We start from the raw sequence: 23,932 nt of genomic DNA, 5'->3' as shown, positions 1-23,932 counted from the left end.
GCGGCCTAGACTCGTGAGTGCGATGAGCAGCCTCTTTGACGACAGCTTCCTGGCGAGCCTCCAGAACCACTCCTCGGAGGAGCCTCCGCCCCCGCCCGAGGACGACGAGCACCACCCGCATGGCGCCCCGGCCGCGGAGGAGGTCCCGCACGACCTCTTCGAGGGGCGCTTCGACGCGCCTCCGGCCAGGGACGCGTACTACCGCGACGGAGCCGCCCGCCCCGTCGTGGACGCCGCCGCGCTCCTGGAAGGGCTGAACGAACAGCAGCGCGCCGCCGTCGTCCACACCGACACCCCGCTGCTCATCGTCGCGGGCGCCGGCTCCGGCAAGACCCGGGTGCTCACCCACCGCATCGCCCACCTCCTGGCCACCCGGCACGTCCACCCCGGCCAGATACTGGCGATCACCTTCACCAACAAGGCCGCCGGCGAGATGAAGGAGCGCGTCGAGCACCTCGTGGGCCCGCGCGCCAACGCCATGTGGGTCATGACGTTCCACAGCGCCTGTGTCCGCATCCTGCGCCGCGAGTCGAAGAAGCTCGGCTTCACCTCGTCGTTCTCGATCTACGACGCCGCCGACTCCAAGCGCCTGATGGCGCTGGTCTGCCGCGACCTGGACCTCGACCCGAAGAAGTTCCCGCCGAAGTCCTTCAGCGCCAAGATCTCGAACCTGAAGAACGAGCTGATCGACGAGGAGACCTTCGCCGACCAGGCCGTCGACGGCTTCGAGAAGACGCTCGCCGAGGCGTACCGGATGTATCAGGCGCGGCTGCGCGAGGCCAATGCCCTGGACTTCGACGACATCATCATGACGACGGTCCACCTGCTCCAGGCGTTCCCGGACGTCGCCGAGCACTACCGCCGCCGCTTCCGCCACGTCCTCGTCGACGAGTACCAGGACACCAACCACGCCCAGTACACCCTCGTACGGGAGCTGGTCGGCACCGGTTACGAGGACCTGGAGCCGGCCGAGCTGTGCGTCGTCGGTGACGCGGACCAGTCGATCTACGCCTTCCGCGGCGCGACCATCCGCAACATCCTCCAGTTCGAGGAGGACTACCCGAACGCGACGACGATCCTGCTGGAGCAGAACTACCGCTCGACGCAGACGATCCTCTCCGCCGCCAACGCCGTCATCGAGCGCAACGAGTCCCGCCGCCCCAAGAACCTGTGGACCAACGCGGGCGCGGGCGCGCAGATCACCGGCTACGTCGCCGACACCGAGCACGACGAGGCCCAGTTCGTCGCCGACGAGATCGACCGGCTCACGGACGCGGGTGACGCGAAGGCCGGCGACGTCGCCGTCTTCTACCGGACCAACGCCCAGTCCCGAGTCTTCGAAGAGATCTTCATCCGCGTCGGCCTGCCCTACAAGGTCGTCGGGGGCGTGCGCTTCTACGAGCGCAAGGAGGTCCGCGACGTCCTCGCCTACCTGCGCGTCCTCGCCAACCCCGAGGACAACGTCCCGCTGCGCCGCATTCTGAACGTGCCCAAGCGCGGCATCGGCGAGCGCGCCGAGGCGATGATCGACGCCCTCTCCCTCCGGGAGAAGATCACCTTCCCGCAGGCGCTGAAGCGGGTCGACGAGGCGTACGGCATGGCGGCCCGCTCCGCCAACGCCGTCAAGCGCTTCAACGCCCTCATGGAGGAGCTCCGTACGGTCGTCGACTCCGGCGCCGGCCCGGCGGTCGTTCTCGAGGCCGTCCTGGAACGGACGGGCTACCTCGCCGAGCTGCAGGCCTCCACCGACCCGCAGGACGAGACCCGGATCGAGAACCTCCAGGAACTGGCCGCCGTGGCCCTGGAGTTCGAGCAGGAGCGCGGTGAGGAGGAGACCGGCACCCTGGCCGAGTTCCTGGAGAAGGTCGCGCTCGTCGCCGACTCCGACCAGATCCCCGACGAGGACGAGGAGGGGTCCGGAGTCATCACGCTGATGACGCTGCACACCGCCAAGGGCCTCGAGTTCCCGGTGGTGTTCCTGACCGGCATGGAGGACGGAGTCTTCCCGCACATGCGCGCACTCGGCCAGGCCAAGGAGCTGGAGGAGGAGCGCCGGCTGGCGTACGTGGGCATCACGCGCGCCCGCGAGCGGCTGTATCTGACCCGCTCCTCGATGCGGAGCGCCTGGGGCCAACCGTCGTACAACCCGGCCTCGCGTTTCCTGGAGGAGATCCCGGCGACGTATCTGGAATGGAAGCGGACCGGTCCCATGGTCAAGCCCGCCGGGCCGACCTCGGGGATCACCTCCTCGCTCTCCTCCTCCCGCGCGCGCTCGGGCCCCTCGGGCTTTGCCACCCGCCGCACCACCGACAAGCCGGTGATCGCGCTCCAGGTCGGCGACCGGGTCACGCACGACCAGTTCGGCCTCGGCACGGTCATGCAGGTGACGGGCGTCGGCGCCGACGCGCAGGCGACGATCGACTTCGGCGACGAGAAGCCCAAGCGGCTGCTGCTGCGGTACGCGCCGGTCGAGAAGCTGTAGGGACCGACGACAGGAGAGGGGCCCCGGCCGTCGGCCGGGGCCCCTCTCGTCGTTCGTGTGCGGAGGCGTCAGCCGGTGGGGCTGAGGCCGTGGCTGCGCAGCCACGCCTCGGGGTCGATCGCCGCGCCGCCGTTCGGCCGGACCTCGAAGTGGAGGTGCGGACCGGTGGAGTTGCCGGAGTTGCCGGAGTACGCGATGACGTCACCGGCCTTGACCTTGCCGCTGCGGATCTTGGTGCTGCTGAGGTGGCAGTACCAGGTCTCCGTGCCGTCCGCGGCGGTCACGATCGCCATGTTGCCGTAGGCGCTGTTGTACTGGGTGCGGACGGTGCCGTCGGTCGCGGCCATCACCTTCGTGCCGTACTGCACCGGGAAGTCGATACCGGTGTGCACGGACATCCAGTTGACGCCCGCCTGCCCGTAGCGCGCGCTGAGCTCGTGCAGCTTCACCGGAAGCGCGAACTTGGGACGCAGCGCCTCCTTGCGGGCCGCCTCCTCCTCGCGCTTCTTCTTCTCCGCTTCCTGGCGCAGCTTGAGGTCGATGCGCTCCTGGGTGCGGCTGGCGCGGTCGCCGAAGTCGCGGGCGTCGGCGCTGAGCGCCGCGAGCTGGGTGTCCAGCTCGTTGTTGGCGGCCACCGGCTTGACCGAGGCCGGGTCGGCGGCGGCGAGCGCCGTCGTGTCGTCCTTGGTGTCGCCCGCGTCGGCGAGCCCGCCGACCGAGGCGGCCGCGATCCCGGCGACGCCCATGACACAGGCGGACGGGACGGCGACGGTCAGGAGCGCGGAGCGCTTGGCGGGCGTACGGCGACGGCCTCGGCTGCCGCCGGAGGAACGGCGCACCGGGCGGGCGGCGACGGCCGCCGCGCCGACTGCGGACTCCGCGTTCTCGACGGCCGGCTCCTCGGACTCCGCCGGGGGCTCGTAGACGTACTCGTACGTGTACCCGTCCGCGTCCATGTCCGTGTCCGCATACGAGTCCGCGTACGAGTCGTCCTGCGTGAGGACCTCGAACTGCGCGGTGTGCTCGGCGTGCTCGGGCTGGGTGGCGTACTCGGGCCGGTGCTCGCCCGGCTGCTCGGGGACGAACTCGTACTCGGGGGTGTACTGCTGGGGAACGACGGGGTCGGCGACCAGGAGGTCCTGCTCCGGCGCGGCGTAGTTCCAGGCGGTGGCGTCGTACGTACCCGTCTCGAAGGCGGGGGCCGTCCACTGGCCGGTGGTGTCGTACGAGGCGAAGTGCGCGGTCTCGTACTGCCCGGTCTGCTGCGCCTCGCTCCAGGCGGTGGCGTCCCACTGACCCGTGGCGTCGTACTGACCGGAGACGTCGTACTGGCCGGTGGTGTCGTACTGCTGCGTCATCGGCTGCTGTGCGACGTAGGTGTCGTACGTGCCGGCGTCCCACTGGTGGCTGCCGCTCCACTGAGTGGTGTCGTACTGGCCGCTGTGGCCCGCGTCGTATTGGCCCGGGAGGGCGCCGAAGAGCGGGTCGGTGGCGAAGCCGCCGGTGCTGTGGGCGTCGTCTCCGACGTACCCGGCGTGGGGGTGCTGGTCGTTCACCAACTTCTCTCTCGCCTCGGCGGCAGGACCAGTCCGGGGCGGGCCCGCAGAGGGGTGTCCCGGGGTTAAGCAGTGGCGCGACTGTACCCGGCGGTATACGCAAGCGACAATCTTCCGAGGGTTTTGGGTCCGCAGGAAACGGGCAATCGGCCGTGTTTCGGTGATCCAGGGGCAGAGCTTTGGCTCTGTGTTCGAGGAACGTTCGAAGAACAGACACCTTCTGGCGGGTCGTCAGGCATCTGTGTGCCGGGATGTACGCCGGGTCGCGCGCCGGGGCGGGGGCGCGGGGCTCACGCCACGGACGCGGCCCCGGGCTCGGCTCCCGGCGTGGCGGCCGGATCCTCGGCGTCGAGGGCGTCCCGGATTCCGGCCACGACGGTCGGATGCACCGGCAGGGCGAGATGGCCGATCCCGCTGACGCGCACGTTGTGCACCAGCAGATCGGGGTGGTCGAGCCGCGCGGTCTCCACCGGGACCATCACCTGGTCGAGATCGCTCCAGAAGCTGACCCAGCGCGTACGGCAGCCCGGCGCGGGCTCGGCAAGCTCCAGCAGCACATCGGAGCCGGGGCGCATCTGCCGGATCAGGGGGTGGGCGCCGACCCAGGGCGCTGCGGCGGTGCCGGAGTGCGGGGTGCCGAGCATGACCAGCGTGCGCACCCGTGCGTCACCGCCCAGGCGCTGTACGTAATAGCGGGCGATGAGGCCGCCCAGGCTGTGCCCGACGAGGTCGACCTCGTGGTGGCCGGTGCGGGCGCAGAGCTCCTCCACATGGCGGCCGAGCAGTTCGGCGGCGGTGCGGAGGTCGCAGGTGAGCGGAGAGTAGTTGAACGACTCGACGGGGTGACGGCCGTGCCGGGCGAGTGAGCGGCGCAGCAGGACGAAGACCGAGCGGTTGTCGACGAAGCCGTGCAGCAGGACGACCGGCCGCCCGGTGCCCGTCCCCGGTTCCGACGCGGGCGCGGGGCGCTCGGCGGCGATGCCGGAGGGGTAGAGGATCAGATGGCCGGTGAGGATCGCCAGCTCCAGGGCGTTGGCCTTCAGTGCAGTCGTGACCTTGGTGAGCCTGGTGAGCTCCATCGGCGACCTCCCGAACGGCACGCGGGCGCCGATACGGCAGTGGGGTGTGTCGTACCTCCGTGCCCATGACGGCGCGGAGGTACGACAACCCCGTAGCGGCTCCCTTGCGCACGACCCTATTGAGGCTGGTGGGCCCGGTGTGGCGGGCCCGGGAGGGTCCGGCGCAGGCGAACAATGTCCCACCGTGTGATTTCCCCCTCCCCGGCCACCGCGAAACGGTCACGTGCGGGATGCTGGCGATAACGTTCGTTCACCTCCCCGGCAAAGACGCGCGGGGGTCGCATGTGGAGGCAGTGATGGGTGTGACCGGTCCGATCCGCGTGGTGGTGGCCAAGCCGGGTCTCGACGGCCACGATCGCGGGGCCAAGGTGATCGCGCGGGCACTGCGTGACGCCGGCATGGAGGTCATCTACACGGGGCTGCACCAGACGCCGGAGCAGATCGTGGACACGGCGATCCAGGAGGACGCCGACGCCATCGGCCTCTCGATCCTCTCCGGCGCGCACAACACACTCTTCGTGAAGGTCCTGGAGCTCCTGAAGGATCGCGACGCGGAGGACATCAAGGTCTTCGGCGGCGGGATCATCCCGGACGCGGACATCGCGCCGCTGAAGGAGAAGGGTGTGGCAGAGATCTTCACGCCGGGCGCGACGACGGCGTCGATCGTGGCCTGGGTGAACGCGAACGTCCGCATCGCCGCGTAGCCCTGCGGGGCGGGGCGGGACGACTGGGCGGGCGCGCTGGGCGGGGTGCACCGCGCCGTCCCCCGGACCGCCGCCCGGCCCATCCCGCACTGGGGTGGCACCTGGTGCCTGTGGAGCCGGCCTGCGGGCGGCTTGCCCGGCCCGAAGGGGCGGGTGTGACCCGCACCCACAGGGCTGTCGCCCGGCCCATCCGGTGTGGCCCACGGTCAGCCCCGGCCCGCCGGCGCGTCGTCGCCGGGCGGTTGGGTGCTCGCACCGCCCGCGCCGGCCTCCGTGCCGCCAAGCCGTCACCTGGCCGCCGGTGCTTGCGTCGGTCGCGCCGGCCTGTCGCCGGCGCGGCAGCCCGTATGGCAGTACCCTCGCCGCGCTCGTGCGAGCCGCCGCGGCAGTCCGGCTACGCCTCCAGTTCCGCCCGCATCGTCGCCCGTAGGCGCAAGGTCGACACCAAGCGCTGGAAAGCCTCCGACCAGTAGCTGCCGGCTCCTGGGGAGGCATCCTCCGGTTCTGTGGGGAGGGCGGTCAGGGAATCCAGCTGGGGCGCCGCGTCCGGGGACAGACAGCGTTCCGCCAGGCCCATCACACCGCTGAAGCTCCAGGGGTAGCTGCCCGCCTCGCGTGCGATGTCGAGAGCGTCGATCACCGCCCCGCCGAGCGGCTCCGCCCAGGGCACCGTGCACACGCCGAGCAGCTGGAACGCCTCCGACAGGCCGTGGGCCGCGATGAACGAGGCGACCCAGCGGGCCCGCTCCTCGTCAGGCAGCGTCGAGAGCAGCTTCGCCCGCTCCGCCAGAGACGCGATGCCGGGGCCGGTCGCCGGTGGGGCGGCCGGGGCACCCAGCAGGGCCCGGGCCCAGTCGGCGTCCCGCTGCCGTACCGCCGCCCGGCACCAGGCGGCGTGCAACTCCCCCTGCCAGTCGTCGGCGACCGGAAGGGCGACGATCTCCTCGGGTGCCCGCCCGCCGAACCGCGCCCGCCAGCACGACAGCGGCGCCGACTCGACCAGCTGGCCCAGCCACCACGACCGCTCGCCGCGGCCCGCCGGCGGAGTGGGGAGCAGCCCGTCCCGCTGCATCGTCTCGTCACATTCGTGCGGGGCTTCGACGACGACGGTCTCGGCCCCCTTCGTACGGTCCAGCGAGACACAGGACGAGGCGCGTCGCGCCATGCGGCCCGCGAGCGCCGAGTCGGGCAGCGCGGAGAGCAGCTCGGCGGCCGTGGAGCGCACATTGCGACTGCGGTCGGACAGGGCGGCCTCGAGGAACTCCTCGTCCGCGCCGGAAAGCCCGGCCCGCAACGAGTCCAGGAACATCAGCCGGTCCTCGGCGCGCTCGGCCGCCCATGTGGAACGCAGCAGCTCCAGGGCGGCCGCCGGGTCCTCGGTCCGTACGGAGGCGAGCAGCGCGACCCGCTCGGCGAACAGCCCCTCCTCCCACAGCGCCCGGACCGCCTCGGCGTCCCGGGGGTCGGGGAGCGCCGAACTTCCTCCCGCACCGCGCAGGGCGAACTTCCACTCCGGGTTCAGCCGGGCCAGCCAGAGCCCGCGCGGCCCGGCGAGCGCGAGGGCCTGGGGCCGCAGATCGGTACGGGCGCGGGCGGCGTCGAGGAGGGCGGGCAGGGCAGAGGCGGGCGCCTTGTAGCCGTGGTCGTTGGCGGCGGCGAGCCACTGCGGGAGCAGCTCGGCGAGGTCGGGCGCGGCTCCGCGCCGCCCCCCGGACGGCGCGGCCGCGGCGCGGCCCGCGAGGAGCTGGGTGAGGCGGTGGCGGGCGGGCTCGGGCAGGGGCCTGCGGGCGTCCGCGGGCGCGGGCTCCGGCGCGGGGGCGGCAGGTCCCGGCCGCAGCCCCGCCCTGCGCCGTACGGTGTGCAGCGCCGCGGCGTCCAGCAGCGCGACGGGAGCGCCCCCGGCCACCGTCTTGGGGAGCGCGGGCGGCCGGCGGTCGGTGCCGAGCAGCGCCGAGGTGACGAGTTCTTCCCAGGCGTCCATCGAGGTCCTCCAAACTGTCGTCGGGCGGTCGTGCGGACTCAGTGGAGCGGGACCGTCTCGCCGGGGGCGTCGGCGGACCAGGCGGCGAGCGGGGTGAACCCGCGGTGCCCGCACTCCCCGAAGACGGTCACCGGCCCACCTCCGGAGAGCGCGGCGAGCCGCCACAGGCCGGGCCGCCCGAGCGCGGGAGCGCTGAGCGGCAGCGCCTCGCCGCCGCCCGCGACCGGCGCCGCGTCGGCGAGCTGCCAGCCATGGTCCGTCGGTATGGGAACGACATCGGCGAGCGTCACCGGCCAGGAGTCCAGCCACGGGTCCTCGCGCAGGGCGCGGCCGTAGGCGGTGAGCGCGTCCCCGACCGTGCCGCCCCGGGGCGGGACGTCGAGCGGGGCGGGCGCCGAGAACAGCTCGCCGAGCTCGGCCCGCAGCGCGCCAGCACCCGCTTGCGGGGTGAGCGCGGCGTCGACCGTCACGCCCACCGGAAGGCCCAGTTCGGGTGCGCGCCCCATGGCTCCGAAGGAGAGGAGCAGCGCCGTGCGCCCGGTCTCCCTGCCGTACAGCCAGATGCGACGTGTCGTCAGCTTGCCGTCCGTGGAGTCGTACTGGGCGAGCACCATCCAGTGGTCCCGCACCGCCACGCCCTGCGTCGGAGCCGGCAGGCCCACCCGGGTGCGGACGGTCGCCGCCAGCGGGCCGGGGAGCCGGTCCACGGAGAGCCAGGCGCGGTCGAGGAGGTGGGTCAGCGCGCACTCCTCCAGGAGCCGGACCGGCCAGCCGGGCCCCGAGCCCGGAATCGCACCCAACTCCCTGACACGGCCCGCGAGTCCGGGAGCCTGGGCGTCGACCATCCGGGCCGCGGTCTCCTCCCACAGGCCGTATCCGGACTGCTCGGCCGAGGCCAGGCCGCCGCGCAGCAGATCGGCGAGGCGCTGCTCCAACTCCTCCGCGCCCGCGGTGATCCGGGCCGCCCGGCGTTCCGCCCGGCGGCGCGCGGCCTCGGGATCGGCGGCCCCCGCCCGGCCGGAGCCGTCCGCCTCGCGCGCCCGTACTCCCTCGGCGCGCTTGCGTCTGCCCTCCAGCCAACGCTCGGCCCAGTCCGGCGCGTCGCCGCCCCCCGTGTCCACACCGTCCGCGGCCCGGAGCAGCAGCAGCCCCAGCGCGTGCTTGCACGGGAACTTCCGGCTGGGGCAACTGCACGAATACGCCGGGCCCGTGATGTCGACGACCGTGCGGTACGGCGTGCTGCCGCTGCCCCGGCACAGGCCCCAGACGGCCCCCTCGCCGCTGCCGCCCGTACCCGACCACGGCCCGGCCGTGCCGAGCTTGCTCCCCGCTCTGCGTGAGGCGTCGTCAGGAGCCAGAGCCAGCACCTGATCCGCCGTCCAGCGCACCCCCTGTGTATCCATGTGCACGACGGTAGAGGGCCCCACTGACAATGATCCTGACCTGCTGTTTCGTGCGCTCGCGACCGACCGGGCAAGGTATTTGACTTTACCTTCCCTTTACGATTGTGTGCGGGGGACAACCACAGAACTCCCTGGGGGACACCTCATGAAGCGCACCATCCGCACCGCCGTCTCGGTCCTCGCCGTCACCGGCCTCGCGTTCGGTCTCGGCGCCTGCTCGGCCGCGGACAAGGCCGCCGACCAGGTCGACAAGGCCGTCAACGAGACCTACGAGGTCACGTACGAGGTCACCGGCAAGAACATCGAGTCGATCGAGTTCCACGGTGGCAGCGGCTCGGCCATGGAGCCGAAGCTCGAGAAGGAGACCAAGCCGACCACGCCGTGGACGAAGACGGTGACGCTGAAGGGCATCATGCCGCCCGCCGTCATGCCGCTCTCGCTCGACCCGGCGGCCGGCCTCACCTGCAAGGTCATCCACAAGGGCAAGGTCATCAAGGAGGCGAAGGGCGAGCAGGCGATGGCCGGTGGCTGCGTCGCGGTCTCCCCGATCGCCGGCTGACTCCCGTACGGACGTGCGGACTTAGCCTCCGACCTGCGGCGACGGCCGATTGTCAGTGGCATGGTGCACGGTGGATCACACATCAGGTCGAACGATCTGGAGGGGGATCCATGACCGTGCCCGAAACCATCGAGAGCGCCGTTCCCGGTGCCGGAAGCGTCACCGGGGCGGCCGCTCCGACCATCACGGCATCCGGCGTCGCACCCGGCGGCGACACCGGCATCGAATCCGGCGCCGAGGCCCTGCGGCCGCACGCCGAACACGCTTTCGCGGACGAGCTCAAGGCGCTCGCCGCCGCCGACGACCGTCCCCGGCCCGTCCGTTGGCAGCTCTCGCCATGGGCCGTCGCCACCTATCTCCTGGGCGGCACGCTGCCGGACGGAACGGTGATCACACCGAAGTACGTCGGACCGCGCCGGATCGTCGAGGTCGCCGTCACCACCCTCGCCACCGACCGGGCGCTGCTCCTGCTCGGCGTGCCCGGCACCGCCAAGACCTGGGTCTCCGAGCACCTCGCCGCCGCCGTCAGCGGCGACTCGACCCTGCTGGTGCAGGGCACGGCCGGGACGCCCGAGGAGGCGATCCGCTACGGCTGGAACTACGCCAAGCTGCTCGCCCACGGCCCCAGCCGGGACGCGCTCGTGCCCAGCCCCGTCATGCGCGCGATGTCCCAGGGCCTGACCGCCCGCGTCGAGGAGCTCACCCGCATCCCCGCGGACGTGCAGGACACGCTCATCACGATCCTGTCCGAGAAGACCCTGCCCGTGCCGGAGCTCGGCCAAGAGGTGCAGGCCGTACGGGGCTTCAACCTCATCGCCACCGCGAACGACCGCGACCGTGGGGTCAACGACCTCTCCAGCGCGCTGCGCCGCCGCTTCAACACCGTCGTGCTGCCGCTGCCGGCCACCCCGGAGGCGGAGGTCGACATCGTCGCGCGCCGCGTCGACCAGATCGGCCGCTCCCTCGACCTGCCGGCCGTCCCCGAGGGGGTCGAGGAGATCCGCCGGATCGTCACCGTCTTCCGCGAACTGCGCGACGGGGTCACCACGGACGGCCGTACGAAGCTCAAGTCCCCTTCGGGGACGCTGTCGACGGCCGAGGCCATCTCCGTCGTCACCGGCGGCCTCGCCCTGGCCGCCCACTTCGGCGACGGCATCCTGCGCCCCGCGGACGTCGCGGCCGGCATCCTCGGCGCCGTCGTCCGTGACCCGGCCGCCGACCGCGTCATCTGGCAGGAGTACCTGGAGACGGTCGTCCGGGAGCGTGACGGGTGGAAGGACTTCTACCGCGCCTGCCGCGAGGTGAGCGCGTGACGACGCCCGCGGCGGTGACGGCCGGCGAGGCCCCCGTGGGCCGCGCGGCCGCACCGGACAGGCCCGCGGCGACGGAGCGGCGCGCTACGGGCGCGGCCGCGCCGGCCGGCGGGCGACGCGACGGACAAGGGGAGTCCGGGCCGCTGTTGCTCGGGGTCAGGCACCACGGCCCCGGGTCCGCGCGCGGAGTGCGCGGCGCGCTCGACGCGGCGCAGCCCGCGTGCGTGCTGATCGAGGGGCCGCCCGAGGCGGACGGGCTGCTCGCGCTCGCCGCCGCCGAAGAGATGCGGCCACCGGTCGCGCTGCTCGCCCACGCCGTCGACGACCCGGGACGCGCCGCGTTCTGGCCCTTCGCCGAGTTCTCGCCCGAGTGGGTCGCGATCCGCTGGGCCCTGTCCCACGGCTCCGCCGTGCGCTTCATCGACCTTCCCGCCGCCCACAGCCTCGCCGACGCCACCGCAGCCGCCGACGCCACCGGGACCACGGGCGACGAGACGGACGAGGGGCTGCGGATCGACCCGATCGGCGAGCTCGCGCGGACCGCCGGCTACGACGACCCCGAGCGCTGGTGGGAGGACGTGATCGAGCTCCGCGGCACCATCGCGCCCGCCGACCCCGCGGCTCCCTTCGCGGCGGTCGCCGAGGCCATGGGCGCCCTGCGCGAGGCACACGGCGACGGCGGTCACGCCCGCGACCTGATCCGCGAGGCGTACATGCGACTCCAGCTGCGCGCCGCCCGCAAGGAGTTCGGCGACTCCGTGGCCGTCGTCTGCGGCGCCTGGCACGTGCCCGCGCTGGCCCGGAAGACCACCGTCGGAGCCGACCGAGCCCTGCTCAAGGGCCTGCCCAAGGTGAAGACCGAGATGACGTGGGTGCCGTGGACCCACCGCAGGCTCGCCCGCCGCTCGGGGTACGGCGCCGGAATCGACGCGCCCGGTTGGTACGGACACCTCTTCGCCGCCCCCGACCGCCCGGTCGAGCGCTGGATGACCAGGGTCGCGGGCCTCCTCAGGGAAGAGGACCGGATCGTGTCCTCCGCGCATGTCATCGAGGCCGTACGGCTCGCCGAGACCCTCGCCACGATGCGCGGCCGGCCGCTGGCGGGGCTCGGCGAGACCACCGACGCCGTACGGGCCGTCATGTGCGACGGCTCCGACGTCCCGCTCGACCTCGTCCGCGACCGTCTCGTCGTCGGCGACGTCCTCGGCGAGGTCCCCGCCGACGCCCCCGCCGTACCGCTCCAGCGCGACCTCGCCCGGCTCCAGCGCGGGCTGCGCCTCAAGCCGGAGGCGCAGGAACGGGAACTGGAACTCGATCTGCGCAAGGAGAACGACGCCGCCCGCAGCAGACTGCTGCACCGGCTGCGGCTGCTCGGCATCGGCTGGGGCGAGCCCGTCGCCGGCCGAGGCAGCACCGGCACGTTCCGGGAGAGCTGGCGGCTGCGCTGGGAGCCGGAGCTGCACGTCCGGGTCGCCGAGGCAGGAGTCTGGGGCACCACCGTCGACTCCGCCGCCACCGCCAAGGCCGAGGCCCGCGCCCTGGAGGCCACGACACTCGCCGAGGTCACCGCGCTCGCCGAGCAGTGCCTGCTCGCCGGACTCGGCGAGGCCCTGACCGTCGTCATGACGGCCCTCGCCGACCGAGCAGCGCTCGACTCCGACGTCGGGCACCTCGCCCAGGCCCTGCCCGCGCTAGCCCGCTCCCTGCGCTACGGAGACGTCCGCGCCACCGACGCCGCCGCGCTCGGCGAGGTCGCCGCCGGGCTCGCCGAACGGATCTGCGTCGGCCTCCCCCCGGCCTGCGCCGGACTCGACGCCGATGCCGCCGCCGAGATGCGCGGCCATCTCGACGCGGTCCACGGCGCCCTCGGACTCCTCCCCGACAGCACGGAACGATCCGACCGCTGGACCGGAGTGCTCCGCAAGCTCGCCGATCGCGACACCGTGCCCGGGATCCTCCGGGGCCGCGCCGCCCGGCTGCTCCTCGACGAGGGGCGCCTCGACGAGGACGAGGCCGCACGGCTCATGGGCCTCGCCCTGTCCCCCGGGACGGCCCCCGCCGATGCCGCCGCCTGGATCGAGGGTTTCGTCGGCGGCGCCGCCGGAGGCGGCATGATCCTCGTCCACGACGAACGGCTGCTCACCCTGGTCGACGACTGGCTGACCGGGGTCCCGGGCGACACCTTCACCGACGTACTGCCATTGCTGCGGCGCACCTTCTCCGCGTACGAGCCGGGCGTCCGGCGCACCCTGGGTGAGCTGGTCGCACGCGGCCCGTCCGCCACCGCGAGCCGACCGGAGGCCGGAACCCCCGGCTTCGCCGCGAGCCTCGACGAGGAGCGGGCCGACGGAGTGCTGCCGGTCCTGCGGCTGCTGCTGGGACATGACGAGCCGGAAGGGGCGGCCCGATGAACGGAACAGGAACCGCAAACGGAACCGCTTACGCAAGAGGGGTCGGTACCGGCACACACGTAGGTGCCGGTACCGAACCCCGAACCGGGAACGAGGAGCGGCTACGCCGCTGGCGCCTGGTCCTCGGAGGCGGCGAGGCGGACGGCACGGGATGCTCCCTCGCCGGCACCGACTCGGCGATGGACGGAGCACTGACCGCGCTCTACGGACGCGGCACGAAGAGCTCCACCGGACGCGACCGCTCCGCCGGCCTCGGCGCCTCTGCCCCCTCCGTCGCCCGCTGGCTCGGTGACATCCGGGCGTACTTCCCCAGCTCCGTCGTCCAGGTCATGCAGCGCGACGCAATCGAGCGGCTCGGCCTGTCCACCCTGCTCCTGGAGCCCGAGATGCTGGAAGCCGTCGAGGCCGACGTCCATCTCGTCGGCACGCTCCTCTCCCTCAACAAGGCCATGCCCGAGACGACCAAGGAGACCGCCCGCGCCGTCGTGCGCAAGGTCGTCGACGACCTGGAGAAGCGCCTCGCGACCCGCACCCGGGCCACACTCACCGGCGCGCTCGACCGCTCGGCCCGGATCAGCCGCCCCCGGCACCGGGACATCGACTGGGACCGCACGATCCGCGCGAACCTCAAGAACTACCTCCCGGAGTACCGCACGGTCGTCCCGGAACGGCTCATCGGCTACGGCCGGGCGGCGCAGTCGGTCAGGAAGGACGTCGTCCTCTGTATCGACCAGTCCGGCTCGATGGCGGCCTCCGTCGTCTACGCGTCGGTGTTCGGCGCGGTGCTCGCCTCGATGCGCTCGATCGCGACCCGGCTCGTCGTCTTCGACACGGCGGTCGTCGACCTCACCGACCAGCTCGACGACCCCGTCGACGTCCTCTTCGGAACCCAGCTCGGCGGCGGCACCGACATCAACCGCGCTCTGGCCTACTGCCAGTCGCAGATCACTCGGCCGGCCGACACCGTCGTCGTCCTCATCAGCGACCTCTACGAAGGGGGCATACGCGACGAGATGCTGAAGCGGGTCGCGGCGATGAAGGCGTCGGGCGTGCAGTTCGTCGCCCTGCTCGCGCTCTCCGACGAAGGCGCTCCCGCGTACGACCGCGAGCACGCGGCCGCCCTCGCCGCGCTCGGCGCCCCGGCCTTCGCCTGCACCCCGGACCTCTTCCCCGAGGTGATGGCGGCGGCGATCGAGAAGCGCCCCCTCCCGGTGCCGGACACGCCGTGACCGCTGCGGATTCCGTAGCCCCGTCGCCACCCGACGGCCGTGTCCGGGCGTACTGAGGCCCATGTCACAACCGGGCCCGCGGCCCCCTCACCCCGCGTCCGGGCGCGTCGTGAGGTCCACAACACCCTGTCCCCACCTGTGCCGTGGACCCCGAGGCCACCCTCGGGGCCCCCTACGGACCGCCCTCCTTCCCCTACGATCTGTGACCCGTATCACCGCTCCGTTGTGATCTGCGATTTAGGGACCCACGTCCCTCGGGGATAACCTGCGAGACGGACATGCCGCGTCCACGGACACCGTGTACGCCTCCCTTGTGACAGCGCAGTCACGTTGCCCTTCGCGGCACGCCCACGCAGACAACGAACCGCGATCATCAGAAAAGGGACGGACGCGCGTGGACCTGTTCGAGTACCAGGCGAGGGACCTCTTCGCCAAGCACGGTGTACCGGTGCTGGCCGGTGAAGTCATCGACACGCCTGAGGCGGCGCGCGAGGCCACCGAGCGTCTTGGCGGCAAGTCGGTCGTCAAGGCGCAGGTGAAGGTCGGCGGCCGCGGCAAGGCCGGCGGCGTGAAGCTGGCCGCCACCCCGGACGAGGCCGTCGCCCGCGCGACGGACATCCTCGGGATGGACATCAAGGGCCACACGGTCCACAAGGTGATGATCGCGGAGACCGCTCCGGAGATCCTCGAGGAGTACTACGTCTCGTACCTCCTCGACCGCACCAACCGCACCTTCCTCGCCATGGCGTCCGTCGCCGGTGGCATGGACATCGAGGAGGTCGCCGCGACGACCCCCGAGAAGCTCGCGAAGGTGCCCGTCGACTCCAACACCGGTGTCGACATCGAGAAGGCCCGCGAGATCGTGGCCCTGGCGCAGTTCCCGGCCGAGGTGGCCGAGAAGGTCGCCGAGGTCCTCGTGACCCTGTGGAAGACCTTCGTCGCCGAGGACGCGCTCCTCGTCGAGGTCAACCCGCTGGCCAAGGTCGCCTCCGGCGACATCCTGGCCCTGGACGGCAAGGTGTCTCTCGACGAGAACGCCGACTTCCGTCAGCCCGACCACGAGGCGCTCGAGGACAAGGCCGCAGCCAACCCGCTCGAGGCTGCCGCCAAGGCCAAGAACCTCAACTACGTCAAGCTCGACGGCGAGGTCGGCATCATCGGCAACGGCGCCGGCCTGGTCATGTCGACCCTGGACGTCGTCGCGTACGCCGGTGAGAACCACGGCGGCGTGAAGCCGGCCAACTTCCTCGACATCGGCGGCGGCGCCTCCGCCGAGGTCATGGCGAACGGCCTGGAGATCATCCTGGGCGACCCGGACGTCAAGTCCGTGTTCGTCAACGTCTTCGGTGGAATCACCGCCTGTGACGAGGTCGCCAACGGCATCGTCCAGGCCCTGGAGCTCCTCGCCTCCAAGGGCGAAGAGGTCACCAAGCCGCTGGTCGTGCGCCTCGACGGCAACAACGCGGAGCTGGGTCGCAAGATCCTGTCGGACGCGAACCACCCGCTCGTGCAGCGTGTGGACACCATGGACGGCGCGGCCGACAAGGCCGCCGAGCTCGCGGCTGCGAAGTAAGGGACGAGGTCAAGCACACCATGGCTATCTTCCTCACCAAGGACAGCAAGGTCATCGTCCAGGGCATGACCGGTGCCACGGGCATGAAGCACACCAAGCTCATGCTGGGTGACGGCACCAACATCGTCGGTGGCGTGAACCCGCGCAAGGCCGGCACGTCCGTCGACTTCGACGGCACCGAGGTCCCGGTCTTCGGCTCCGTCGCCGAGGCGATGGAGAAGACGGGCGCCAACGTCTCCGTCCTCTTCGTCCCGCCGGCCTTCGCCAAGGCCGCCGTGGTCGAGGCGATCGACGCCGAGATCCCGCTGGCCGTCGTCATCACCGAGGGCATCGCCGTCCACGACTCCGCCGCCTTCTGGGCGTACGCGCAGTCGAAGGGCAACAAGACCCGCATCATCGGCCCGAACTGCCCCGGTCTCATCACCCCGGGCCAGTCCAACGCCGGCATCATCCCGGGCGACATCACGAAGCCGGGCCGCATCGGCCTGGTCTCGAAGTCCGGCACGCTGACGTACCAGATGATGTACGAGCTCCGTGACATCGGCTTCTCGTCCGCCGTCGGTATCGGTGGCGACCCGGTCATCGGTACGACGCACATCGACGCTCTCGCGGCGTTCGAGGCCGACCCCGAGACCGACCTGATCGTCATGATCGGCGAGATCGGCGGCGACGCCGAGGAGCGTGCGGCGGACTTCATCGCGAAGAACGTCACCAAGCCGGTCGTCGGCTACGTCGCGGGCTTCACCGCGCCCGAGGGCAAGACCATGGGCCACGCCGGCGCCATCGTCTCCGGCTCCTCCGGCACCGCCCAGGCGAAGAAGGAGGCCCTCGAGGCCGCGGGCGTCAAGGTCGGCAAGACGCCGACCGAGACGGCCAAGCTGGCGCGCGCGATCCTCGCGGGCTGAAGCACCGTCTGAACCGCACAGGTGGGCCCCGCCCCTCCCGGGAAACCGGGAGGGGCGGGGCCCACTCGCGTCTGCGCCGCCGCGTCTGCGCCCACGGGCTCCTGGGGCTACTCGGGCTCGGGGATCAGCCGCTCCGGACCGTGGTGCGGCTGTGAGCGCAGCTTGTCGCGCAGCTGCTTGTCCTCCGAGGTGAGCTTCTGCGAGCCGCCGCGGACGGGAACGCCGTTGACGGTCTCGCCCGGGTGGTTCACCGGCAGGTACTGCGTCGGCGCGGTCGCGGCAGTGAAGGCCGTCACGCCGATGAGCGCCGCCGTCACACCGACCACCGCCCGCGTCCACAGCCGGGAGCGCCGCTCGCTGCCCGACCGTACGCTCTCGGCCTCCGCGAGCCTCGCCGTCGGCGCCTCGGCGACCAGGGCGCCCAGCCGCTCGTGCAGGGCGTCGGGGTCGGCGAGCTCGGGCACGCGCTGCCCGATGACGGTACGGGCGTGCAGCAGCCGGTTGGCGGCTGCGGGGGTGCTCGCCTCGGTCTCGGCCGCCGTCTCGGGCAGGTCGAGGCCGAGTCCGTCGTAGAGCAGGACGGTACGGCGGTACGGCGGCGGCAGTTCGAGCAGCGCCGCGAGCAGGGCCCGGCGCCCGGCCTCGATGGGCGGCGCGTCGGGGTGCTTGTGGGCGCGGCGGAACCGGTGCCAGGGGGAGAGCGCGTACTCGTACGCGGCCGCCCGCACCCAGCCGACGGGGTCGCGGTCCACCGCGACCTCGGGCCAGTTCTCCCAGGCCTGGTGGAAGGCGCGCTCGACGGATTCCTGGGAGAGCCGACGACGGCCGGTCAGCAGGTACGTCTGATGGACGAGACCGGGGGCCGCGTGCGCGTAGAGCGCGTCGAAGGCCTCCTCGGGGGTGAGGGTGGGCTCCACCGGGGGTGTGGCCGGGGGCGCGGGTGGTTCGGGTGCGAGGAGGGTCTCCACCGGTTTCTGCCGCTCCTGGGGGTATCGGGTGGCGGGGGCGCCGGACCGGACGGGCCGGGAGGGCCTCCGTCCGAGGCCGAGGCCGGGTCCGGCGGGCGCCGGGGTCTTGGGAGGCTTGGCGGCCCGCTTGGCCGCGGCCTTGGGGCGGGTACTCGCCGGCGGCGCGGCGGGCGCCGCGGCGGGCTTGCCGGGCCTGGGAGTTTCCGAGGCCCGGGCGGGCGTGGCCCGGGGGTTGGTGCGGCCGCCGACGCCGGACCCCGCTCCCGGACCGGCCGTGTCGTCCCTGGACTCGGGCGACGCCTGGGAACCCGTTCCCGGCCCGGACGTGGCCTCGGGTCGGGGGGCGACCTCGGACGGGGCGGCGACCCCGTGGTCCGTAAGCCCGGGCGCGGTCCCGGAGCCGGACGCCGCATCGGAGTCCGTCCCCGGCCCGGACGTGGCCTCGGGTCGGGGGGCGACCTCGGACGGGGCGGCGACCCCGTGGTCCGTAAGCCCGGGCGCGGTCCCGGAGTCGGCCGCCTCGGAGTCCGTACCCGGCACGGACGCGGGCCTCGGTGGAGAGGCGGTATCGGAGGTTGTCCCCGGCCCGGGCGTCGACACGGGCCGGGGTGTCGAGCCGGCGTCGGCCTCGGGGGCGATTCCCGGCTCTGTCTCCCCTGCGGTCCGCACATGGGCCGGCGTGGGTGACGCAAGTGGGGTGCTCGGGGGCGTGACAGCGCCCTCGGGGGCGCTCAGGAGCTTGGCGTACGCCTCTCGCTTTCGGCCGCGTGGCTCCGTGCGGCCGGTTTCCCAGGAACGGAGCGTTGCCCGTGAGACGCCCATCGCGTCGGCCACGTGTTCCTCGCTCAGGCCCAGGGCCTCACGCAAACGGCGCCGCTCCTTCGGAGACGGCAGCGAGAGGGAATCGGCTGTACCCCGACTCGACGGACTCATGGGCGACTACCTCCCGCAGAGCTACTCCGGGCGGAAAAGTACATAAACGTATCTTGAGCGACACAACGGCGGTTTGCCTGTTACGCGTGAAAAGCGCGTGTCGTTGGGAGCATGGGCGCGTGACCCACCTGACCGAGCACACCCCCTTGTCGACGGCCGATCCCCGGGTCCGGGGCGGCCGCTCTGCCGCGCTGGCGACCGCCGTCGGACGTGGCGGGGTGGCGGCCGGGCTCGGGCTCGGCGCGCTGGCCGTACTCGTCATGGCGGCGTGGATCAGCTCGCCGTACCCCGACAGCGGGCCCGGCGAGGCCCTGCACACGGTCGCCGGGCTGTGGCTGCTCGCCCACGGAGTGGACCTCGTCCGCGCGGAGACCCTCACCGGGGTGCCCGCGCCCCTCGGCGTCACCCCGCTGCTGCTCATGGCCCTGCCGGGCTGGCTCGCGCACCGGGCCGCACGGGACACCCTGGAGTCGGCGGGGGGCGGGCCCAGGCTCTCCACGGGCGGCGCGATGACCGCGGTGTGCGGGGGATATCTGCTGGTCGCGGCCGGTGTCGTGGTCTACGCGGCGAACGGTCCGCTCCCGGCGGACCCGCTGACCGCAGCCCTCTGGCTGCCCACGACGGCCGCCGCCGCGGCGGGCCTGGGCGTCTGGACGGCCAACGGGCGACCGCTGCCGGAACAGGAACACGCGACCGTGGCGCTGCGGGCGGCCGGGACGGCGCTCGTTGCTCTGTTCGGGGGAGGCGCGGCGCTGTTCGGGGTCTCGCTGGTCTGGCACGCGAACGGGGCACAGCACTCGTTCGCCGGGCTCGCGGGGGAGTGGACCGGGCAGGTCTCGGTCCTGCTCCTGGCCGCCTCGCTGCTGCCGAACGCGGCTGTGTGGGCCGCGTCGTACGGTCTCGGGCCCGGGTTCGCGCTCGGCGCGGGTGCCACGGCGACGCCGCTCGGCCTCACGGGCACCGCCGCGGTTCCGCCCTTCCCGCTGCTCGCCGCCCTGCCGGCGCAGGGCCCCGGCACCTGGCCGCACTGGACCGCCGCCGTCGTCCCGCTCGTCGCGGTGCTGCTCCTGGGCGCGGCCGTGGGGCGGTCGGCGCGGACCTGGACGGGCCGGGAGGCGGCGCTGACGGCCCTGGTCGCGGCCTGGGCGTGCGGCGCGGTGGTGACGCTCCTCGCGGCGCTCGCGGGCGGCCCCCTCGGGGTGGGCCGGCTGTCCGCGTTCGGCCCGGTGTGGTGGCAGACGGGGGCGGCGGCGGTGCTGTGGTGCGCGGCGCTGGGAGTGCCGGCGGCCCTGGGTGTACGGGTCTGGATGCGGCGCGGCTCGAAGCCGGAGCGGGCCGCCCTCGTGCCGGCGCCCGTACCGCTCGCGTCCGTCGCCGCCCCCGCGTTCGCACCCAAGCCCGTGCCCGTGCCCGTGCCGGCGCCCGTACCTGAGCCGCTCGCCGAGGGGGAGGACGGCGAGGGCGGGTTCGAGCCGTACGGCTACCTCCCGGCGGCCTGGGAACAGACCCCGCCGCCCCCGCCGCCCCCACCGCCGTCCCAGCCGGCCTCGGAGACGCCCACGGCCCCGGAGACGCCCACGGCCCGGGAGACGCCCATGGCCCCGGAGACGCCGACGGCGCCGGAGTCACCCCCGGCGCCGGAGACGCACCATCCGGCGCCCCGAGAGGACTAGGCGGTCCTGTCTACTCCTGCACCCCGAAGACCTCGCGCAGCGGCTCAGGCAGCAGGTCGTTGCAGGCCAGCTGGCCGGACTTGGTCAGGGCGTCGTCGGCACAGGTGTAGAAGTCGCGGTACACGAGCTGCATCGTGAAACCGCCCGCGACGATCAGCAGCGAGAGCACCGCGGCGACCAGGCCGCTGATGGCCGCCGTGCGCTGTGCGCGCGCCGGGAGGCCGGTGGCCGGGGTGGCCGGTGCCGGCGGCGTGGAGGGATCCGAGGGCGGCGCCTTGGGCTTGGCGCGCAGCGCGCTGATCGCCCAGTACAGGGCGAGCGCGCCCAGGAGCAGCGCCAGCTCCCGGATCTCGAAGATGGCGAAGAAGAAGGCCCACATGCCCGCGAGCAGCGCGTACCGTGCCCGCCGCTGCGCGGGGTCCGTCGGGTCCCACTTCGGATTCGGCCCCTGGCCCTGCTCCGGGCCTCCCTGGCGGTCGGGGCGGCGGCCGAAGCCGTCGGAAGAGCGGCCCGGCTGGCGGCTGCTCCAGCGGCCTCGGGAGCCACCCGAGCCCGAGCCGCCCGAGCCTCCGGAGTCGCCGGACGACGCGTCGTCGTCCGAGCCCTCCGGCCGCCGTGGCTGCCACGGCTGGTCCGGCTGCCCCTCGGGCGGCGGCGCGAACGGATTGTTGTCGTCCGTGGACTGGCGTTCCGGCATCTGCTGAACGTCTTCCCTCTGTCGTCGCAACTGCTGTCTCAACTGCTGTTTCAACTGCCGTGTCAACTGGTGTCTCTAGTGTCGTCGAACCCTGACGCTACCCCCCGGCCACGCCCCCGTCCCGTGGGGGCCGCCCGGTGTGCCGGTATCGTTGCTGACGGTCGGGCCCTTCGTAGGGTTCCCCGTATTCGGAGGCACGATTCCTTTGTGCGACCGTACAAACACCACGGAAAGAGTGACCGAGTGGCCGCCGCCCGCCTCGTCGTCCTGGTCTCCGGGTCCGGCACCAACCTCCAGGCCCTGCTCGACGCCATCGCCGCCGACCCCGAGGGGTACGGGGCGGAGATCGTCGCCGTCGGCGCGGACCGCGACCACATCGCCGGCCTGGAGCGCGCCGAACGCGCCGGACTGCCCACCTTCGTGTGCAAGGTGAAGGACCACACGACCCGCGAGGAGTGGGACCGCGCCCTGGCCGAGGCCACCGCCGCGTACGAGCCCGACCTCGTCGTCTCGGCCGGTTTCATGAAGATCGTCGGCAAGGAGTTCCTCGCCCGCTTCGGCGGTCGGGTCGTCAACACCCACCCGGCGCTGCTGCCCAGTTTTCCCGGTGCCCATGGAGTGCGGGACGCACTCGCGTACGGCGCGAAGGTCACCGGATGCACCGTCCACTTCGTCGACGACGGCGTCGACACCGGCCCGATCATCGCCCAGGGCGTGGTCGAGGTCCGGGACGAGGACGATGAAGACGCTCTCCATGAGCGCATCAAGGAAGTCGAGCGCTCACTGCTCGTCGAGGTCGTGGGGCGTCTGGCCCGGCACGGCTACCGCATTGAGGGACGAAAGGTAACAATCCCGTGACCGCCGAAGGTACGAAGCGCCCCATCCGCCGCGCACTCGTCAGCGTCTACGACAAGACCGGCCTTGAGGAGCTGGCCCGCGGCCTGCACGAGGCGGGTGTCTCCCTCGTCTCCACCGGCTCCACCGCCTCGAAGATCGCCGCGGCCGGCGTCCCGGTCACCAAGGTCGAGGAGCTCACCGGCTTCCCCGAGTGCCTGGACGGCCGCGTCAAGACGCTCCACCCGCGCGTGCACGCCGGCATCCTCGCCGACCTGCGCCTGGAGGACCACCGCAAACAGCTCGCCGAGCTGGGCGTCGAGCCCTTCGACCTGGTGATCGTGAACCTGTACCCGTTCAAGGAGACCGTCGCCTCCGGCGCCACTCCCGACGAGTGCGTCGAGCAGATCGACATCGGCGGCCCGTCGATGGTCCGCGCCGCCGCCAAGAACCACCCCTCCGTGGCCGTGGTCACGAGCCCGGAGCGGTACGCCGACGTCCTCGCGGCGGCCCAGGGCGGCGGCTTCGACCTGACCACGCGCAAGCGCCTTGCTGCCGAGGCCTTCCAGCACACCGCCGCGTACGACGTGGCGGTCGCCTCCTGGTTCGCCGACGACTACGCCGCCGCCGACGACTCCGGCTTCCCCGACTTCCTGGGCGCCACCTACGAGCGCTCCAACGTGCTGCGCTACGGCGAGAACCCGCACCAGGGCGCCGCGCTCTACGTCGACGGCACCGGCGGCCTGGCCGACGCCGAGCAGCTGCACGGCAAGGAGATGTCGTACAACAACTACACGGACACCGACGCCGCGCGCCGGGCCGCGTACGACCACACCGAGCCCTGCGTCGCGATCATCAAGCACGCCAACCCGTGCGGCATCGCCGTCGGCGCGGACGTCGCCGAGGCGCACCGCAAGGCGCACGCCTGCGACCCGCTCTCCGCGTTCGGCGGCGTGATCGCCGTCAACCGTCCGGTCTCCGTCGCGATGGCCGAGCAGGTCGCCGAGATCTTCACCGAGGTCGTCGTCGCCCCCGGCTACGAGGACGGCGCCGTGGAGATCCTCGCCAAGAAGAAGAACATCCGCGTCCTGCGGGCCGAGGGCGCCCCGGCCAACCCGGTCGAGGTCAAGCCGATCGACGGCGGCGCGCTCCTGCAGGTCACCGACCGTCTCCAGGCCGCGGGCGACGACCCGGCGAACTGGACCCTGGCGACGGGCGACGCCCTGTCCGCCGAGGAGCTGGCGGAGCTCGCCTTCGCCTGGAAGGCCTGCCGCGCGGTCAAGTCCAACGCGATCCTGCTCGCCAAGGACGGCGCCTCGGTCGGCGTCGGCATGGGCCAGGTCAACCGCGTCGACTCCGCGAAGCTCGCGGTCGAGCGCGCGGGCGAGGAGCGGGCGCGCGGCTCGTACGCCGCGTCGGACGCCTTCTTCCCGTTCCCGGACGGCCTGGAGATCCTCACGGCGGCGGGCGTCAAGGCCGTCGTGCAGCCGGGTGGATCGGTGCGGGACGAGCAGGTCGTCGAGGCCGCGAAGAAGGCGGGCGTGACCATGTACTTCACGGGCACGCGCCACTTCTTCCACTGACACGTCATCCATTGATACGAGGACGGCGCCCCCTGCGACAGGGGGCGCC

General features: G+C 72.8%; 17 protein-coding genes. 11 read left to right on the top strand and 6 right to left on the bottom strand.

Annotated features, from left to right (window positions below):
• Positions 1-22 precede the first annotated feature (22 nt).
• A complete protein-coding gene (gene pcrA / locus ACZ561_RS16380; protein ID WP_470995042.1) occupies positions 23-2,482 on the top strand; it encodes a DNA helicase PcrA in 2,460 nt (819 codons plus the stop codon).
• A 68-nt stretch (positions 2,483-2,550) separates the two neighbouring features.
• Here the strand turns inward: pcrA and ACZ561_RS16375 are convergent, their stop codons facing one another.
• Positions 2,551-4,038, bottom strand: a complete 1,488-nt coding sequence (locus tag ACZ561_RS16375; RefSeq protein WP_470995039.1) for a M23 family metallopeptidase — start codon at positions 4,036-4,038, stop codon at positions 2,551-2,553.
• Between the two features lie 290 nt (positions 4,039-4,328).
• Positions 4,329-5,117 (bottom strand): esterase/lipase family protein, encoded by a 789-nt coding sequence (locus ACZ561_RS16370; RefSeq protein WP_470995036.1) that lies wholly within the window; start codon positions 5,115-5,117, stop codon positions 4,329-4,331.
• A gap of 296 nt (positions 5,118-5,413) precedes the next feature.
• On the opposite strand from ACZ561_RS16370, the gene ACZ561_RS16365 reads away from it, so the two are divergent.
• Positions 5,414-5,821 carry a cobalamin B12-binding domain-containing protein gene (locus ACZ561_RS16365; protein ID WP_470995034.1) on the top strand — a complete coding sequence of 136 codons (408 nt, stop codon included), beginning with the start codon at positions 5,414-5,416 and terminating at the stop codon, positions 5,819-5,821.
• Between the two features lie 394 nt (positions 5,822-6,215).
• Here the strand turns inward: ACZ561_RS16365 and ACZ561_RS16360 are convergent, their stop codons facing one another.
• Together ACZ561_RS16360 and ACZ561_RS16355 are read right to left on the bottom strand one after the other, a co-directional pair.
• Positions 6,216-7,802 (bottom strand): DUF5691 domain-containing protein, encoded by a 1,587-nt coding sequence (locus ACZ561_RS16360; RefSeq protein ID WP_470995031.1) that lies wholly within the window; start codon positions 7,800-7,802, stop codon positions 6,216-6,218.
• Between the two features lie 38 nt (positions 7,803-7,840).
• Positions 7,841-9,205 (bottom strand): SWIM zinc finger family protein, encoded by a 1,365-nt coding sequence (locus ACZ561_RS16355; protein ID WP_470995028.1) that lies wholly within the window; start codon positions 9,203-9,205, stop codon positions 7,841-7,843.
• Positions 9,206-9,350: 145 nt separating this feature from the next.
• Between ACZ561_RS16355 and ACZ561_RS16350 the strand changes: the two genes are divergently transcribed.
• From ACZ561_RS16350 to sucD, 6 genes are all read left to right on the top strand, one after another.
• On the top strand, positions 9,351-9,764 hold the full coding sequence (locus ACZ561_RS16350; RefSeq protein ID WP_470995025.1) for a hypothetical protein: 414 nt from the start codon (positions 9,351-9,353) through the stop codon (positions 9,762-9,764).
• Positions 9,765-9,874: 110 nt separating this feature from the next.
• Complete coding sequence (locus ACZ561_RS16345) at positions 9,875-11,077, top strand: ATP-binding protein (RefSeq protein WP_470995022.1); 1,203 nt, start codon at positions 9,875-9,877, stop codon at positions 11,075-11,077.
• 14 nt (positions 11,078-11,091) lie between these two features.
• Positions 11,092-13,488 carry a DUF5682 family protein gene (locus ACZ561_RS16340; RefSeq protein ID WP_470995883.1) on the top strand — a complete coding sequence of 799 codons (2,397 nt, stop codon included), beginning with the start codon at positions 11,092-11,094 and terminating at the stop codon, positions 13,486-13,488.
• The gene (locus ACZ561_RS16335; protein ID WP_470995019.1) at positions 13,485-14,717 is read left to right on the top strand and encodes a VWA domain-containing protein; all 1,233 of its coding nucleotides are present in this window, start codon (positions 13,485-13,487) and stop codon (positions 14,715-14,717) included. The genes ACZ561_RS16340 and ACZ561_RS16335 overlap by 4 nt, the downstream gene beginning before the upstream one ends.
• A gap of 394 nt (positions 14,718-15,111) precedes the next feature.
• The gene (gene sucC, locus ACZ561_RS16330) at positions 15,112-16,290 is read left to right on the top strand and encodes an ADP-forming succinate--CoA ligase subunit beta (RefSeq protein WP_470995016.1); all 1,179 of its coding nucleotides are present in this window, start codon (positions 15,112-15,114) and stop codon (positions 16,288-16,290) included.
• Positions 16,291-16,310: 20 nt separating this feature from the next.
• The gene (sucD, locus tag ACZ561_RS16325; RefSeq protein ID WP_376436026.1) at positions 16,311-17,195 is read left to right on the top strand and encodes a succinate--CoA ligase subunit alpha; all 885 of its coding nucleotides are present in this window, start codon (positions 16,311-16,313) and stop codon (positions 17,193-17,195) included.
• Positions 17,196-17,302: 107 nt separating this feature from the next.
• Here sucD and ACZ561_RS16320 read toward each other — a convergent pair whose 3' ends face one another.
• A complete protein-coding gene (locus ACZ561_RS16320) occupies positions 17,303-18,703 on the bottom strand; it encodes a sigma factor-like helix-turn-helix DNA-binding protein (protein WP_470995880.1) in 1,401 nt (466 codons plus the stop codon).
• 512 nt (positions 18,704-19,215) lie between these two features.
• Here ACZ561_RS16320 and ACZ561_RS16315 point away from each other — a divergent pair.
• The gene (locus ACZ561_RS16315) at positions 19,216-20,769 is read left to right on the top strand and encodes a cell division protein PerM (RefSeq protein WP_470995012.1); all 1,554 of its coding nucleotides are present in this window, start codon (positions 19,216-19,218) and stop codon (positions 20,767-20,769) included.
• Positions 20,770-20,779: 10 nt separating this feature from the next.
• Here the strand turns inward: ACZ561_RS16315 and ACZ561_RS16310 are convergent, their stop codons facing one another.
• Positions 20,780-21,466, bottom strand: coding sequence for a hypothetical protein (locus ACZ561_RS16310; RefSeq protein ID WP_470995009.1), 687 nt, complete (start codon positions 21,464-21,466; stop codon positions 20,780-20,782).
• A 243-nt stretch (positions 21,467-21,709) separates the two neighbouring features.
• Between ACZ561_RS16310 and purN the strand changes: the two genes are divergently transcribed.
• Positions 21,710-22,324 (top strand): phosphoribosylglycinamide formyltransferase, encoded by a 615-nt coding sequence (gene purN, locus ACZ561_RS16305; RefSeq protein WP_470995007.1) that lies wholly within the window; start codon positions 21,710-21,712, stop codon positions 22,322-22,324.
• Positions 22,321-23,883: a bifunctional phosphoribosylaminoimidazolecarboxamide formyltransferase/IMP cyclohydrolase gene (gene purH / locus ACZ561_RS16300; protein ID WP_470995004.1), complete on the top strand. Its 1,563-nt coding sequence runs from the start codon at positions 22,321-22,323 to the stop codon at positions 23,881-23,883. The genes purN and purH overlap by 4 nt, the downstream gene beginning before the upstream one ends.
• Positions 23,884-23,932 lie beyond the last annotated feature (49 nt).

The organism is Streptomyces sp. NPDC039609, from assembly GCF_055596705.1.
Note: the sequence above shows the minus strand (reverse complement) of the source record. Positions and strands in the feature narration are given on the sequence as shown.